This window comes from Enterobacter sp. WPR_3_1 (assembly GCF_003635055.1).
GTDB lineage: Bacteria > Pseudomonadota > Gammaproteobacteria > Enterobacterales > Enterobacteriaceae > Enterobacter > Enterobacter ludwigii.
This window is the reverse complement of the sequence record NZ_RBXU01000016.1, coordinates 35,580-50,806: the sequence shown is the minus strand read 5'-3', so window position 1 is coordinate 50,806 and position 15,227 is coordinate 35,580. Positions and strand designations below refer to the sequence as shown.

General features: G+C 55.6%; 16 protein-coding genes. 13 read left to right on the top strand and 3 right to left on the bottom strand.

The genetic code is table 11. The annotated features are described in order from the left end of the window. The first annotated feature begins 76 nt into the window (after nt 1-76). On the top strand, nt 77-637 hold the full coding sequence (gene nudE, locus BJ887_RS22260) for an ADP compounds hydrolase NudE (protein ID WP_014171956.1): 561 nt from the start codon (nt 77-79) through the stop codon (nt 635-637). A 72-nt stretch (nt 638-709) separates the two neighbouring features. Here the strand turns inward: nudE and mrcA are convergent, their stop codons facing one another. Further along, nucleotides 710-3,262 (bottom strand): peptidoglycan glycosyltransferase/peptidoglycan DD-transpeptidase MrcA, encoded by a 2,553-nt coding sequence (gene mrcA / locus BJ887_RS22255; RefSeq protein WP_020884575.1) that lies wholly within the window; start codon nt 3,260-3,262, stop codon nt 710-712. Nucleotides 3,263-3,381: 119 nt separating this feature from the next. Here mrcA and BJ887_RS22250 point away from each other — a divergent pair, with 119 nt between their 5' ends. The 12 genes from BJ887_RS22250 to trpS all read left to right on the top strand — a co-directional run bounded on the left by BJ887_RS22250 (nt 3,382) and on the right by trpS (nt 13,377). Next, the gene (locus BJ887_RS22250; RefSeq protein WP_121340461.1) at nt 3,382-4,158 is read left to right on the top strand and encodes a DNA utilization protein HofM; all 777 of its coding nucleotides are present in this window, start codon (nt 3,382-3,384) and stop codon (nt 4,156-4,158) included. Further along, entirely contained in the window at nt 4,155-4,643 is a 489-nt protein-coding gene (locus BJ887_RS22245) for a PilN domain-containing protein (RefSeq protein ID WP_121340460.1), read from the top strand. The genes BJ887_RS22250 and BJ887_RS22245 overlap by 4 nt, the downstream gene beginning before the upstream one ends. A gap of 3 nt (nt 4,644-4,646) precedes the next feature. Beyond that, entirely contained in the window at nt 4,647-5,108 is a 462-nt protein-coding gene (locus BJ887_RS22240) for a hypothetical protein (RefSeq protein WP_059305537.1), read from the top strand. Further along, complete coding sequence (locus tag BJ887_RS22235; protein WP_047954768.1) at nt 5,098-5,502, top strand: HofP DNA utilization family protein; 405 nt, start codon at nt 5,098-5,100, stop codon at nt 5,500-5,502. Before BJ887_RS22240 ends, BJ887_RS22235 begins: the two co-directional genes overlap by 11 nt. Further along, nucleotides 5,414-6,652: a DNA uptake porin HofQ gene (gene hofQ, locus BJ887_RS22230; RefSeq protein WP_121340459.1), complete on the top strand. Its 1,239-nt coding sequence runs from the start codon at nt 5,414-5,416 to the stop codon at nt 6,650-6,652. Before BJ887_RS22235 ends, hofQ begins: the two co-directional genes overlap by 89 nt. A 286-nt stretch (nt 6,653-6,938) precedes the next feature. After that, complete coding sequence (aroK, locus tag BJ887_RS22220; RefSeq protein ID WP_003861630.1) at nt 6,939-7,460, top strand: shikimate kinase AroK; 522 nt, start codon at nt 6,939-6,941, stop codon at nt 7,458-7,460. 57 nt (nt 7,461-7,517) lie between these two features. Continuing rightward, nucleotides 7,518-8,606 (top strand): 3-dehydroquinate synthase, encoded by a 1,089-nt coding sequence (gene aroB, locus BJ887_RS22215; protein ID WP_047355667.1) that lies wholly within the window; start codon nt 7,518-7,520, stop codon nt 8,604-8,606. 92 nt (nt 8,607-8,698) lie between these two features. After that, complete coding sequence (gene damX, locus BJ887_RS22210; RefSeq protein ID WP_121340458.1) at nt 8,699-10,027, top strand: cell division protein DamX; 1,329 nt, start codon at nt 8,699-8,701, stop codon at nt 10,025-10,027. A gap of 67 nt (nt 10,028-10,094) precedes the next feature. After that, a complete protein-coding gene (gene dam, locus BJ887_RS22205) occupies nt 10,095-10,907 on the top strand; it encodes an adenine-specific DNA-methyltransferase (RefSeq protein ID WP_014171946.1) in 813 nt (270 codons plus the stop codon). Between the two features lie 41 nt (nt 10,908-10,948). Next, complete coding sequence (rpe, locus tag BJ887_RS22200) at nt 10,949-11,626, top strand: ribulose-phosphate 3-epimerase (protein WP_014885523.1); 678 nt, start codon at nt 10,949-10,951, stop codon at nt 11,624-11,626. After that, entirely contained in the window at nt 11,619-12,380 is a 762-nt protein-coding gene (gene gph / locus BJ887_RS22195; protein ID WP_020884582.1) for a phosphoglycolate phosphatase, read from the top strand. Before rpe ends, gph begins: the two co-directional genes overlap by 8 nt. Next, a complete protein-coding gene (gene trpS, locus BJ887_RS22190; protein WP_014171943.1) occupies nt 12,373-13,377 on the top strand; it encodes a tryptophan--tRNA ligase in 1,005 nt (334 codons plus the stop codon). The genes gph and trpS overlap by 8 nt, the downstream gene beginning before the upstream one ends. Before the next feature lie 100 nt (nt 13,378-13,477). Here the strand turns inward: trpS and BJ887_RS22185 are convergent, their stop codons facing one another. Then, nucleotides 13,478-13,648: a YhfL family protein gene (locus tag BJ887_RS22185; protein ID WP_020884583.1), complete on the bottom strand. Its 171-nt coding sequence runs from the start codon at nt 13,646-13,648 to the stop codon at nt 13,478-13,480. Nucleotides 13,649-13,793: 145 nt separating this feature from the next. Then, nucleotides 13,794-15,167, bottom strand: a complete 1,374-nt coding sequence (gene cysG, locus BJ887_RS22180; RefSeq protein ID WP_121340457.1) for a siroheme synthase CysG — start codon at nt 15,165-15,167, stop codon at nt 13,794-13,796. Between the last annotated feature and the right edge of the window lie 60 nt (nt 15,168-15,227).

Genomic DNA, 15,227 nt, shown 5'->3' with positions numbered 1-15,227 from the left:
AGAACAATTGACATTGCCGAAACCGTGCGGCGTATCGCACAATAAAGCCAGTTCCCACTGCTAAGACCCCATCACGATGAGCAAACCACTACAAAAACCCACCATTCTGAATGTTGAAACAGTCGCAAAATCGCGCCTGTTTAATGTCGAAAGTGTGGATCTGGAGTTCAGCAACGGTGTGCGTCGCGTTTACGAACGTATGCGCCCTTCTTCGCGCGAAGCGGTGATGATTGTTCCTGTCGTCGACGACCATCTGATCTTAATCCGCGAGTATGCCGTGGGAACCGAATCTTACGAACTTGGGTTCTCGAAAGGGCTCATCGATCCGGGTGAAACGGTCTTTGAGGCGGCCAATCGCGAGCTGAAAGAAGAGGTCGGTTTTGGCGCGAACGAACTGACGTTCCTGAAAAAACTGAGCATGGCACCCTCCTATTTTTCCAGCAAAATGAACATTGTGGTTGCTGAGGATCTCTATCCAGAATCGCTGGAAGGGGACGAGCCGGAGCCACTGCCACAGGTTCGCTGGCCGCTGGCCCATATGATGGACCTGCTCGAAGACCCTGACTTTAACGAGGCCCGCAACGTGAGCGCGCTGTTCCTGGTACGCGAATGGCTGAAGGGGCAGGGGCGGTTATAACAGCCTGATGTCTACAACGTGTGAGAGAACAAAAAAAACGGCAACCTGAGGTTGCCGTTTTTACGTTGCCCGTTAGAACAACTCGTGCGTTTCGCCGTTATCAATGATTTCTGTACCCACCTCATGCACCGCCTGTGTGGTTGGCTGCGTGCCCTCGATGAAATACTCTGCACGGCTATTGCCGCCATTGGCGAGCTGCCCGGTGCTGCGGTCGATATTGACGGTAACCACGCCCGGTGGTGGCGTCAGCGGTTGCTCCGGAACGCCTTCCAGCACGGATTTCATATAGGCATCCCAGGCCGGTTGCGCACTCTTCGCGCCGCCTTCGTAGCCAGAAATCTGATCTTTAATCGCGCCTGAAGCCGTGGTGCGGCCTAAATCACGGCGATGATCGTCAAAACCGATCCAGACTGACGTCACCACGCCCGGGCCGTAACCGGAGAACCACGCATCTTTCGAGCTGTTTGTTGTCCCCGTTTTACCGCCGATATCATGGCGCTGTAAATCACGTCCTGCCCGCCAGCCGGTCCCTTGCCAGCCAGGTTCGCCGAAGATGTTGGTGTTCAGCGCGCTCTTTATCAGGAACGACAGCGGCGTGTTGATGACATGCGGTGCATACTCCTGCGCCCCGCTCTGCGCTACCAGCGACTGGTTAGCCTGTTCCAGCTGCGGCTGCGGCAACACAGGGTTCGTCTGCTCCTGAGACACGGCAACGTCTTCCATGTCTTTGTTTTCAATCACCTCAGATTTTGGTGTATTGCCGTAAATGACCGGAATATCGCAGTCAGGGCAGGCAATTTTCGGCTTCGCTTCAAACAGCACGCCACCCTGGTCGTTCTCGATTTTACTGATGAAGTACGGGTCAATCAGGAAGCCGCCGTTAGCCATCACCGAGTACCCGCGCGCCACCTGAAGCGGCGTAAAGGACGCAGACCCTAACGCCAGCGATTCGGTGCGCACGATGTTCTGAGCCGGGAAACCGAAGCGTTGCAGATATTCCGCGGCATAGTCGACACCCATCGCACGCATTGCGCGCACCATCACCACGTTTTTCGACTGCCCAAGACCCTGACGAAGACGAATAGGGCCTGAATATTCCGCCGGTGAGTTCTTCGGCTGCCAGTCAGAACCGGCACCAGCATCCCAGCGGGAGATAGGCACGTCGTTCAGGATACTGGCGAGAGTCAGTCCCTTATCCATTGCTGCGGTGTAGAGGAACGGCTTGATGTTAGAGCCAACCTGACGCAACGCCTGGGTGGCGCGGTTAAATTTGCTCTGGTTAAAATCGAACCCACCGACCAGGGCCAGCACGGCACCGTTCTGCGGATTGATGGACACCAGGGCCGAGTTAACGTCTGGCACCTGCGCCAGCCACCAGCTGTCGCCCACCTTGCGTACCCAGATTTGCTGTCCGGTCTGGACGACATCCGTCACTTTACGCGGCGTCGGGCCTTGCAGGGTGTCTGAGCGGTACGGGCGAGCCCAACGGATCCCGTCCATACGCAGGGAGACAGACGTTCCATCCGCCAGCGTTGCCACCGCTTCCTGCGGATCGGCCTGAGTCACCACGGCGGGAAGGAGCGGGCCATAGGTGGGCAGCGCTTTCAGCGTACTGGTGATTTTTTTGCTGTCCCAGGCGCTTTCGCCGACTTTCCACAGCACATTCGACGGGCCGCGATAACCGTGGCGCATGTCGTAATCCATCACGTTGTTACGCACCGCTTCCTGAGCCGCCTGCTGAACGTTGCGGGTCACGGTGGTGTAAACGCGGTAGCCATCTTCGTAGGCTTTATCGCCGTAGCGGCTCACCATCTCCTGACGCACCATTTCGGTGAGATAAGGGGCAGAGAAGGCAATCTCCGGCGCATGGTAGTTGGCATCGATGACATCGTTGCGCGCCTGTTCGTACTCGCTCTGGCTGATATAGCCTTCGCTCAGCATACGTGACAGGACGACGTTACGACGCGCCGTGGCGCGTTCAAGCGAGTAGAGCGGGTTGAAGGTCGATGGCGCTTTAGGCAGACCGGCAATGGTCGCCATTTCGCTTAACGTCAGCTGCTCGACAGGTTTACCAAAGTACACCTGCGCGGCCGCACCAACACCGTAGGCGCGGTAGCCGAGGTAGATTTTATTGAGGTACAGCTCAAGGATCTCGTCTTTGCTCAACAACTGCTCAATACGGATCGCAAGGAACACCTCTTTGATCTTACGGGTCAGGGTCTTTTCTGGGCTAAGGAAGAAGTTACGCGCCAGCTGCTGTGTAATGGTGCTTGCCCCCTGAGAGGCATGACCGGAGAACAGCGCAATACTTGCAGCACGGAAAATCCCCACCGGATCGACACCGTGGTGCTCGTAAAAACGGCTGTCCTCGGTAGCGATAAAGGCTTTGACCATCACGGGCGGAATTTGATTTAAGGTCAGCGGGATACGACGCTTTTCGCCGTACTGCGCCATTAACTCGCCATCGGCGCTGTAGACCTGCATCGGGATCTGGAGTCGCACATCGCGAAGCGTAGCGACATCAGGCAGCTGCGGCTCAATATATTTGTACAAACCATAAATCGAGCCTGCTCCCAGCAGAATGCAACAGACTGCAAGGATTAATAAATACTTTACGAACTTCACCGGAGATTTCCCATTTGGTTTCACTTGGGCAGTTTCTAAACAATCGCGCGGTAGTATAAAGGCAAGCCTGATTCATTGATATAGCCGTCACCTGACGGGCGATAAGGAGATCGTGAAGCATGGCTTTCAAAATATGGCAAACAGGCGTTCATATTCAACAGGATAGGGTGCAGATAGTGGCGCTGGCCCGGGAGCGGTCGGGCTGGCGTTTGTGCCGCTGGTGGGCTATCACTCTGGCCGACGGGATTATCCGGGATGGCAAAATTTGCCAGCCTGAACAACTGGTTGACGCCCTGCGCGACTGGCGGAAAACGTTGCCACACTCCCATCGGGTGTTTCTCTCATTTCCGGCGGCACGCACGCTGCAACGATCGCTTCCTCGTCCGGGCGTGGCGCTGCGCGACAGCGAACAGCTCTCCTGGCTGGGGGCGACGCTCGCGCGTGAACTGGAGATGGCTGCTGACACGCTCTGTTTTGATTATGTGCAGGATACGTTCAGCAATACATTCCATGTCACCGCTGCACAAAACAACGAGATTCACCCCCTGCTGACGCTGGCAAAGATGTTGCGTTTACGGCTCGTGACGATCACCCCGGATGCCAGTGCGCTGGCGAACCTTCTCCCTGCGGTAGCGCCGGCGCAGTGTGTCGCCTGGCGGGATGGGCATCAGTGGCTGTGGGCGATGCGCCATCAGTGGGGACGGCGTTTTACCACGGAAGCGGAAAACGTGGCCGATCTCGCGGCACTGCTGGCCCTCACGCCGCAGGACATTGCCCTCTTTGATAGCCAGCGAGACCCCTGGGACGCCCTGGTTCGTTGCCATGCTCCTCTGCCGGTATGCGGCGCTGATTATACCGTCGCGCTGGCGCTGGCCATGAGTGAGGTGCCGGAATGAGCATGACGAACTTTCTGCCGTGGCGGCGGCAGCGGCGCGTGCGCTGCCTGCGATTCTGGGGCGTACTGTTTGTCGCTACGTGGCTGCTGATACTGATGGGGGTTTTCAGCCTGCGGATGAATCCTCTCGTGATGACACGTGCGTTGCATATTCAACTGGCGGGCATGCAGTCCGTGCAGCAGGTGCTGGTGTCTCGTACAAGGTCAGGCACAGAGACGCCCGCGCCAGCGCCTCAACGACGCGCCTGGCAGCCGGTGCTGGAGTCCTTTGCCGGGATGATGCCATCCCAGGTCTGGCTGACCGAACTGCGCTATCAGCCCCCTTCACTGATGTTAACCGGATATGCCGCAACACTCCCCGCGCTCTCTGCTCTGCGGGATGGGCTCGGAAAGATGGCGGGGTTTACCCCCGGGCCGACGGGGGAATTACAGCAGGATGACCTGGGGCGCTGGATGTTCACTTTTCATCTGAGAAGCGAGGGCTAACGCGTGGAAACCTTGTTCGAACGCTGGTGCGAAAGCAGCCCCCGATGGCGGGTGCTGTGCTGGTGTCTGAGCGTTCTCTTTCTGGGGAGTACGACGTGGGGCATGGTGCTTCGACCGGTAACAAAGCAGGTGGCTGAACTTCAGCGGCAGGTCAGCGAGGCCGCACAGGCTAATGTCTCGCTATGGCCCGCCGCCAGTCAGGTGCCGCAGCGTCACGCCCCCCGTGAAGCCACGGTAATGACGCCTTTTTCGCCACTCGAGTTTCAGGGGGCGGGTACAAGACTGGTTCACTGGAAGCCGTCGCAAAACGGAGGGGAACTGACGCTGGATGCTGAATGGCAGGCCATCCCGACTGTTTTCAGCCGGCTGGCGCAGCGGGATGTTCAGGTTGCCGCCTTTGCTCTCTCTGCACAGGGTTCGGCATTACGCCTGCGGGTGGAGCTGGAGGAGCAGCATGCGAAATAGCGCGCGTTGCCTGCTGGTGAGTTGCGCCCTGTTAGTGACCGGGATGCGGGATCCTTTTCGCCCGCCGGATGACCCTTGTGCGGTAGGGCAACTGGCGCAGTGGCATTACCACGGGATGGTGGGCGGCACTCAGGACACTGGCATTTTACAGGACGGGCAAAAGCGCTGGCATCGCCTGACACCGCAACAGCGTCTCCCGGTGGGCTGGCGGGTAACGGCCCTCAATGAAAGGGAACTGGTCGTCGATGTGGGGGATGCATGTGAACCCAGACAATGGACGTGGCAACGAGAAGGAACGAAAAAGAATGAACATAAGGATAACGCTGTGGCTGCTGGCGTTCAGTCATCCGCTGTGGGCCGCCGCGCCAAAGCCGGTCACGCTGGTGGTGGATGAGGTACCGGTGGTGCAGGTGCTACAGGCGCTGGTCGCACAGGAGAACCGTAATCTGGTGGTATCGCCAGATGTCAGCGGCACGCTGTCGCTCAATCTGACACGCGTCCCCTGGCGACAGGCGCTACAGACGGTCGTCACCAGCGCCGGGCTTGTTCTGCATGAAGAAGGGGGCATTTTTTATGTTCACACCGCAGCCTGGCAGCGTGAACAGCTGGAACGCAAAGAGCAGGAGCGGACACGCCGACAGCTTGATGCGCCGTTGGTCTCGCACAGCATACCTTTTTCTTACGCTGACGCCGGGGAGCTGCAAAAAGCGGCGGAAAAACTTCTCAGCCCAAAAGGGAGTTTGTCTGTCGACAAGCGCACGAACCGTCTGCTGATACGGGATAACCAGGCGGTGCTTGATACGCTGCAGCACTGGGCGACACAGATGGATATCCCTGTCGAGCAGGTGGAACTGGCGGCGCATATCGTGACCATCAATGAAAAAAGCCTGCGTGAGCTGGGGGTGAAGTGGAATCTCGCAGACGCAACGGAGGCGGGCAAGGTCGGGCAACTCACAACGCTTGGCAGCGATTTGTCCGTGGCAAACGCCACCACCCATGTGGGTTTTAACATTGGGCGGATTAACGGCAGGCTGCTGGATCTGGAGTTGTCGGCGCTGGAGCAAAAGCAGCAGGTCGATATCATCGCCAGCCCACGACTGCTGGCCTCGCATATGCAACCGGCCAGTATTAAGCAGGGCAGTGAGATCCCATATCAGGTCTCCAGCGGTGACAGCGGGGCTACCTCCGTGGAATTTAAAGAGGCGGTGTTAGGCATGGAGGTGACGCCGGTGGTGCTGCCCGGAGGTCGCGTACGCCTGAAGCTGCACATCAGTGAAAATATGCCAGGACAGGTGCTGCAGCAGGCCGATGGTGAAACGCTCGCCATCGATAAACAAGAAATTGAAACCCAGGTGGAAGTAAAAAGTGGAGAAACGCTGGCGCTGGGCGGAATTTTTTCGCAAAAGAATAAAACCGGAAGCGATCGCGTGCCTGGGCTGGGCAACATCCCGTGGCTTGGACAGCTTTTTCGCCATGACGGAAAGGACAATGAACGACGGGAGTTAGTGGTGTTTATTACACCACGACTGGTCGGTATTCTCTGAAGAGTCACGATCCTCCCAATGATTTTGCATTCAGATTGTTGCAGATGTTTGACGTGGGGCATGAATTAGCATACAAGGAGTACCGATTTGAGTTGGACTTACGTCTTATTGCCTTATGCGTCTGGTGCGGTGATTTAATCAGTTGCCAAACAAGCCGGAGTATTGAGATAATTTTTAGTCTGACTCTCGCTCTATTGCATATGAGGTTTCAGTTCATGTCCTGCTACGCCGGGTGTCTGCGAAGCGGGGATTACCATTAACGAATAGTCTTAGTAGTACCGATAAAATGGCAGAGAAACGCAATATCTTTCTGGTTGGGCCTATGGGTGCCGGCAAAAGCACTATTGGGCGTCAGTTAGCTCAACAACTCAATATGGAATTTTACGATTCTGATCAAGAGATTGAGAAACGAACCGGAGCTGATGTGGGCTGGGTTTTCGACGTAGAAGGCGAAGAAGGTTTCCGTGACCGAGAAGAAAAAGTGATCAACGAACTCACGGAAAAGCAGGGCATTGTTCTGGCAACAGGCGGTGGCTCTGTCAAATCTCGCGAAACCCGCAACCGTCTCTCCGCCCGTGGCGTAGTGGTCTATCTCGAGACGACCATCGAAAAACAGCTGGCACGTACGCAGCGCGATAAAAAGCGCCCGCTGCTGCAGGTTGAAACGCCACCACGCGAAGTTCTGGAAGCGTTGGCCGATGAACGCAATCCGCTGTACGAAGAGATTGCTGATGTGACCATTCGTACTGACGATCAGAGCGCTAAAGTGGTTGCAAACCAGATTATTCATATGCTGGAAAGCAACTGATTCTGGCTTTATATACAATCGCCTGCGGGTAAAAGCATTAAAGGTGGATGTCGCGTCATGGAGAGGATTACAGTTACTCTCGGGGAACGTAGTTACCCAATCACCATCGCGGCTGGTTTGTTTAACGACCCAGCTTCCTTTTTACCACTGAAAGCGGGTGATCAGGCGATGCTGGTCACCAATGAGACGCTGGCTCCGCTTTATCTCGACCGCGTTCGCCACCTGCTTGAACAGGCGGGCGTTAAAGTCGACAGTGTGATTCTGCCCGATGGCGAGCAGTATAAAAGCCTGGCGGTACTGGATACCGTCTTTACCGCATTGCTGCAAAAACCGCATGGTCGCGATACAACACTGCTTGCCCTGGGCGGCGGTGTTGTGGGCGATCTGACGGGCTTTGCGGCTGCAAGTTATCAACGTGGTGTGCGTTTTATTCAAATCCCTACCACGTTACTGTCTCAGGTCGACTCTTCTGTCGGCGGCAAAACGGCCGTTAACCATCCGCTCGGTAAAAATATGATTGGCGCGTTCTACCAGCCGGCATCGGTGGTGGTGGATCTCGACTGTCTGAAAACCCTACCGAAACGCGAGCTGGCTTCCGGCCTGGCTGAAGTGATCAAATACGGCATTATTCTGGATGGCGAGTTCTTTGACTGGCTGGAAGAGAATATGGATGCGTTGCTGCGCCTGGATGAGGCGACACTGGCTTACTGCATTCGTCGTTGTTGTGAGCTGAAAGCGGAAGTTGTCGCTGCAGACGAGCGTGAAACGGGCTTACGTGCTTTACTGAATCTTGGGCATACGTTTGGTCACGCGATTGAAGCCGAAATGGGTTACGGTAACTGGCTTCACGGTGAAGCAGTCGCTGCCGGAATGGTAATGGCTGCCCGCACTTCTGAACGTCTGGGGCAGTTTAAACCGGAAGAGACGGCACGCATCATCACGCTGCTTGAGCGTGCGGGCTTGCCGGTAACCGGGCCGAAAGAAATGTCGGCACAAGCGTATTTACCCCACATGATGCGCGATAAAAAAGTATTGGCAGGTGAGATGCGTCTTGTACTCCCGCTTGCAATAGGGAAGAGTGAAGTACGCGGCGGAGTGCCGCATGATGTGGTTCTTGGCGCTATTGCTGACTGTCAGCAGGCGTAACAACTAGAAAGGTCAGGCCACTGTTACAGGTGGTCGTTTAGCTTCAGGCGAAATGCAAAGTCGTTGGCATAAGCCTTTGAGTGGGGTGTTAAATGGATGAATTCAAACCAGAAGACGAGCTGAAACCCGATCCCAGCGATCGTCGTACTGGTCGTTCTCGTCAATCTTCAGAACGTGATAACGAGCCGCAGATCAACTTTGACGATGTTGATCTGGATGCAGACGATCGTCGCCCTTCGCGTAGCCGCAACGCGCGTGATGAGCGAGAAGAAGAAGAGGGTTATGAGTCCGAAGAAGATTCAATGGACGAAGAGCCTGTAGAGCGTCGCCCACGTAAACGTAAAAAAGCCGCTGCGCAGAAACCCGCCTCCCGCCAGTACATCATGATGGGACTCGGCGTTCTGGTGCTCGTGCTGCTGATTGTCGGTATTGGTTCTGCGTTAAAAGCGCCTTCGACCCCTTCCGGTGAGCAAGCGGCATCCACTGAGAAGAGCATCAGCCTCTCTGGTAACGATGCGACCGATCAGGCGAATGGTGCACAGCCAGCGCCGGGTACCACCTCCGCCGAGCAGACTGCCGGAAATACAACACAGCCGCAGGATGTTTCTCTGCCGCCAGTTTCTTCTACCCCCGCACAGGGTCAGGCACCTGCCACGCCGGAAGGCCAGCAGCGTGTAGAAGTTCAGGGCGACCTGAACAATGCCCTGACGCAGCCGCAAAATCAGGCGCAGGTGGACAATGCCGTGGTTAACTCTACGCTGCCAACTGAACCTGCGACCGTTGCGCCGATCCGCGGTGGTAACGCTCAGCCGCAAACGGCTGCAACCGAAACCAAACCGCGCCAGACGCAACCTGCGACCCGTCCTGAACGTAAGCAGGCTGTGATTGAACCTAAGCGTGAAACCAAACCTCAGGCAGTCGTCAAAGCGCCTGAAGTGAAAGCGCCAGCTCAGACAAAACGTACTGAAACGGCCACGGTGAGCGAACCGGCAAAAGCACCGGTTACGCAGACAGCACCGAAAGCAACGGCGACCACCACGGCACCAACTGCCACTTCGGCACCAGCTGCAACTGCACCTACTGCAACTGCACCTGCAGCCACGGCAACAACCAGCGCCGCAGCAGGCAAGACTGCAGGTAACGTCGGTTCGCTGAAGTCAGCCCCGTCCAGCAATTACACGCTGCAGCTGAGCAGTTCGTCTAACTATGACAACCTCAACGGTTGGGCGAAGAAAACAAATCTGAAAAACTATGTGGTTTATCAGACGACCCGTAATGGTCAGCCGTGGTACGTGCTGGTAAGTGGCGTTTATGCTTCAAAAGATGAAGCGAAACGTGCTGTCGCAACGCTGCCAGCCGACGTTCAGGCGAAAAACCCATGGGCTAAGCCAATTCATCAGGTTCAGGCTGATCTGAAGTAATGTTTAAAGCGCAGGATGCTGTCGGAGCTTTCTCCACAGCCGGAGAAGGTGTAATCAGTTAGTCAGCATGAAAAAAAATCGCGCTTTTCTGAAATGGGCAGGGGGAAAATACCCCCTGCTCGATGATATTAAAAAGCACCTGCCGAAAGGCGAGTGTCTTATCGAGCCCTTTGTGGGCGCTGGATCGGTATTCCTGAATACCGATTTTTCTCGTTATATCCTGGCGGATATCAACAGCGACCTCATCAGCCTCTACAACATCGTCAAGCTGCGGACCGACGAGTACGTGGAAGAGGCTCGGAAGCTGTTTACACCCGAGCACAATAATCCGGACGTTTACTACCAGTTCCGCACTGAATTTAATCAGAGTCAGGATCCGTTCCGTCGGGCGCTGTTGTTCCTCTATCTCAATCGACACGGCTACAACGGCCTGTGCCGGTATAATCTTCGTGGTGAATTTAACGTGCCGTTTGGCCGTTATAAGCGTCCGTATTTCCCACAGGATGAGTTGTATCACTTTGCTAAAAAAGCGCAGAATGCCGAATTCCACTGCCTCTCCTATGAAGAGTGCATGGAGCTGGCAGGCGTAAACTCGGTGGTCTATTGCGACCCGCCTTACGCACCGCTGTCCGCGACGGCAAATTTCACCGCTTATCACACCAACAGCTTCAGTCCGGCCGAGCAGGCCCGTCTGGCGGAGATGGCGGAAAAGCTGGTCAGCAAAAGAATTCCGGTGTTAATTTCGAATCACGATACCCCTGATACGCGCGAATGGTACAAAGCCGCGAAGCATTTTCAGGTTAAAGTGCGGCGTAGCATAAGCAGCAACGGCGGCACACGTAAAAAGGTGGACGAACTCCTGGCTCTTTATCGCCCCTGAGCCGTTTTGCCCGCCGGTAAACACATTTCAAGGAGATGCGGATGAAACAGTTTTTGATTGCTCCCTCAATTCTGTCGGCCGATTTTGCCCGCCTGGGTGAAGACACTGCAAAAGCACTCGCGGCGGGCGCGGATGTCGTCCATTTCGACGTTATGGATAACCACTACGTTCCTAATCTGACCATTGGCCCGATGGTGCTTAAAGCGCTGCGTAACTACGGTATTACCGCGCCGATTGACGTTCATCTGATGGTGAAACCTGTTGACCGTATCGTGCCTGATTTTGCCGCTGCGGGAGCCAGTATCATCACCTTCCACCCTGAAGCGTCTGAACATGTGGATCGCACGCTGCAACTCATCAAAGAGAATGGCTGTAAAGCGGGTCTGGTTTTCAACCCGGCTACGCCGCTGAGCTATCTCGACCATGTGATGGATAAGCTGGATGTCATTTTGCTGATGTCCGTTAACCCGGGCTTTGGCGGTCAGTCGTTTATCCCTCATACGCTGGATAAACTGCGTGAAGTGCGCCGTCGTATTGATGAGTCAGGTTACGACATTCGTCTGGAAGTCGACGGTGGCGTAAAAGTGAATAACATTGGTGAAATTGCGGCAGCGGGCGCGGATATGTTCGTTGCAGGTTCAGCGATTTTCGACCAACCGGATTACAAAAAAGTCATTGATGAAATGCGCCGTGAACTGGCGAAGGTAAGTCATGGATAAATTGCAGGCAACCCGGGGTATCGCATTTGACCTCGACGGCACGCTGGTCGACAGCGCGCCGGGCTTAACCAGCGCCGTAGACCAGGCGCTGTATGCTCTTGAACTGCCCGTTGCGGGCGAAGAGCGTGTCATCACGTGGATTGGCAATGGCGCCGATGTCCTGATGGAGCGCGCGTTGACATGGGCCCGCCAGGAGCGTGTGTCCCAGCGTTCCGCACAGGGTAAACCGAGCGTGGATCATGCGGATATCCCGCAGGAAGAACAGCTGCGTATCCTGCGTAAATTGTTCAATCGTTTCTATGAAGAGACGGTCGAAGAGGGCAGTTTCCTGTTCCCGGATGTCGCAGAAACGCTGAGTGCGCTTCATGCCAACGGCATTCCGCTGGGGCTGGTGACAAACAAACCGACACCTTTTGTCGCCCCTCTGCTGGAAGCGCTGGATATCGCGAAGTATTTTTCCGTCATTGTTGGCGGTGATGATGTGCAGAACAAAAAGCCGCATCCGGAACCGTTATTGCTGGTGGCAGGAAAATTATCCTTAACGCCCGCGGAGCTGCTCTTTGTCGGTGATTCCCGCAATGATATTCTGGCTGCCAGAGCGGCGGGTTGTCCTTCAGTGGGATTAACCTATGGCTACAACTACGGTGAGGCCATCACGCTGAGTGAGCCGGACGTCGTGTTCGACCACTTCAAAGATTTGTTGCCCGCACTCGGGCTTTCGCACAGTGATAATCAGGAATTGAATAATGACTAAGCCCATCGTTTTTAGTGGCGCACAGCCGTCAGGTGAATTGACCATTGGTAACTACATGGGTGCGTTACGTCAGTGGGTCAGCATGCAGGATGATTACCATTGCATTTACTGCATTGTGGATCTGCATGCTATCACTGCACGTCAGGATCCTGAGAAGCTGCGTAAAGCCACCCTGGACACCCTGGCGCTGTATCTGGCCTGCGGAATTGATCCTGAGAAGAGCACCATTTTCGTTCAGTCTCACGTTCCAGAGCATGCGCAGCTGGGCTGGGCGCTGAACTGCTACACCTACTTCGGCGAACTGAGCCGCATGACGCAGTTCAAGGATAAATCCGCGCGCTACTCAGAAAACATCAACGCCGGTCTGTTTGATTACCCGGTACTGATGGCAGCAGATATTCTGCTGTACCAGACCAACCAGGTGCCGGTTGGCGAAGATCAGAAACAGCATCTGGAACTGAGCCGCGATATCGCCCAGCGCTTTAACGCGCTGTATGGCGACGTGTTCAAAGTGCCTGAGCCGTTCATTCCAAAATCCGGCGCACGCGTGATGTCGCTGCTGGAGCCAACCAAGAAGATGTCCAAGTCTGACGATAACCGCAACAACGTTATCGGCCTGCTGGAAGACCCGAAATCGGTCGTTAAAAAGCTCAAGCGTGCGGTGACCGACTCGGATGAGCCACCTGTTGTGCGTTACGACGTGCAGAACAAAGCGGGCGTCTCCAACCTGCTGGATATCCTCTCCGGTGTGACGGGCCAGAGCATTCCTGAGCTGGAACAACACTTCGAAGGCAAGATGTATGGTCACCTGAAAGGGGAAGTGGCGGATGCTGTTTCCGGCATGCTGACCGAGCTGCAGGAGCGTTATCACCGCTACCGTAACGACGAAGCTTTCCTGCAGAAAGTGATGAAAGAGGGCGCGGAAAAAGCCAGTGCCCGCGCGTCTGAAACCCTTAAGGCGGTGTACCAGGCGATTGGGTTTGTGGGTAAACCATAACCCTGTTTTGTCGGGTAAGCATGAGCGCTCCCCGACAAAAAACGCGCTGAGCCAGACAAAAAACCGGGACATTCCCGGTTTTTTTACGCCTGAAAAACGCTTACTGCTGTGCGGCCGGGCCGCAGCCACCGATGATCTTCGAAATGGAAATTGCCGGGTGCAGCAGGTAATCATAGCTGCAGTTATTTTTGGTATTTTGAACGTGACCGGTGCAGGCGGTCAGAGTCGATAACATGCCTACCAGAACGGCGGCTTTTGCCAGTTTAAACATACGCATTCCTTGTCTGAAAAACCGAAAATTGGATCTAACGTGAGGGAATAAATGGAAAAATTCCATTTCGCGGGCGGTATGTTATCGGGAGCGGTAAGAGGGGAGTAGTCCGCATAAGGACTACTCCGGGAAGGGGGAATATGCGTTAGTGATTCGAGAACCAGTTCAGTTTATCGCGCAGCTCCACCACGCGTCCGACAATAATCAGCGCCGGGCTTTCAACCTGCTGTGCCAGCTCACCTAACTGCGTCAGCACGCCGTTCACCACGCGCTGCTTAATGGACGTGCCGTTTTCCACCAGCGCGACGGACATATCCTCTTCCATGCCGTGCTCAAGCAGTTTGGCCTGAATGGTCGCGGCCTGGTTTAACCCCATATAGAACACCAGCGTCTGTTTTTCGGCGGCCAGGTTATGCCAGTCCAGCTCACTGCCGGTTTTCAGGTGTCCCGTCACCAGGCGTACGCTCTGGGCATAGTCACGGTGGGTCAGCGGAATGCCCGAGTAAGCTGAGCAGCCGGAGGCAGCCGTGATGCCCGGTACCACGGAAAACGGAATGCCCGCGTTGCACAACGTTTCCAGCTCTTCACCGCCGCGACCAAAGATAAACGGATCGCCACCCTTGAGGCGTACCACGCGTTTTCCTTTTTGCGCTTCACGCAGCAGGATCTGGTTAATCTCCTCCTGCGGTACACAGTGGTACCCGGCACGTTTACCGACAAATACGCGGTCAGCATCGCGGCGGACCAGGTTCATTATCTCATCGGAGACCAGACGGTCATAAACCACAATATCCGCCTGCTGGATCTGCTGCAGCCCTTTCAGCGTCAGCAAACCGGCATCGCCCGGGCCGGCACCCACCAGCACCACTTCACCGCGATGATCCAGCGGCTCGCAGAGCAACTGCGCCGTCGTCTCTTCCACCGCTTTATGATCCTGATTCGCCAGCGACTGGGCCAGCCTGTCATTCACAAAGAATTTTTCCCAGAAGCGACGGCGTTCGCCCACGGTCGCGAAGGTTTGCTTAACCCGGGAACGCAGCTGCCCGGCATAGTGGGCAATCTGGCCAAGATGCTGCGGCAGGATGGCTTCCAGTTTTTCCCGCAGCAGGCGGGCCAGAACGGGAGAGCGGCCGCCGGACGATACCGCAATCATCAGCGGCGAACGGTCAATGATCGACGGCATGATAAAGCTGGCTTCCTTCGGGGCATCCACCACGTTACAGAAGATGCGGCGCGCTTCACAGGCGTCGCTGACGCGCTGATTCACTTCATCGTCATCCGTGGCGGCAATGGTCAGCCAGCAGGTATCAAGCAGGGATTCATTAAACCCCCCCTTCACCAGCGTGAGCATCCCTTCTTTTTCCCAGGCCTCAAACTGTGGGGCAAAGGCCAGGGCGTTAACGGTGAGTCGGGCTCCTGCTTCTAACAGCAAGCGCGCTTTGCGTTCAGCCACATCGCCGCCGCCTACAAGCAGACAGTCGCGATGGCGTAATTGACAGAAAATCGGCAGGTGGTCCACGACATTACCTCACAGCATTCAAGGAGGGGGTAAGAAATTGAGGTCAGGATAACAGCAGGA

Coding starts and splice junctions, on each gene's coding strand:
- aroB (WP_047355667.1), top strand. CDS start 7,518: ATGGAGAGGATTACAGTTACTCTCGGGGAACGTAGTTACCCAATCACC.
- BJ887_RS22250 (WP_121340461.1), top strand. CDS start 3,382: ATGGCTTTCAAAATATGGCAAACAGGCGTTCATATTCAACAGGATAGG.
- dam (WP_014171946.1), top strand. CDS start 10,095: ATGAAAAAAAATCGCGCTTTTCTGAAATGGGCAGGGGGAAAATACCCC.
- nudE (WP_014171956.1), top strand. CDS start 77: ATGAGCAAACCACTACAAAAACCCACCATTCTGAATGTTGAAACAGTC.
- gph (WP_020884582.1), top strand. CDS start 11,619: ATGGATAAATTGCAGGCAACCCGGGGTATCGCATTTGACCTCGACGGC.
- damX (WP_121340458.1), top strand. CDS start 8,699: ATGGATGAATTCAAACCAGAAGACGAGCTGAAACCCGATCCCAGCGAT.
- aroK (WP_003861630.1), top strand. CDS start 6,939: ATGGCAGAGAAACGCAATATCTTTCTGGTTGGGCCTATGGGTGCCGGC.
- BJ887_RS22245 (WP_121340460.1), top strand. CDS start 4,155: ATGAGCATGACGAACTTTCTGCCGTGGCGGCGGCAGCGGCGCGTGCGC.
- trpS (WP_014171943.1), top strand. CDS start 12,373: ATGACTAAGCCCATCGTTTTTAGTGGCGCACAGCCGTCAGGTGAATTG.
- BJ887_RS22185 (WP_020884583.1), bottom strand. CDS start 13,648: ATGTTTAAACTGGCAAAAGCCGCCGTTCTGGTAGGCATGTTATCGACT.
- hofQ (WP_121340459.1), top strand. CDS start 5,414: ATGAACATAAGGATAACGCTGTGGCTGCTGGCGTTCAGTCATCCGCTG.
- rpe (WP_014885523.1), top strand. CDS start 10,949: ATGAAACAGTTTTTGATTGCTCCCTCAATTCTGTCGGCCGATTTTGCC.
- BJ887_RS22235 (WP_047954768.1), top strand. CDS start 5,098: ATGCGAAATAGCGCGCGTTGCCTGCTGGTGAGTTGCGCCCTGTTAGTG.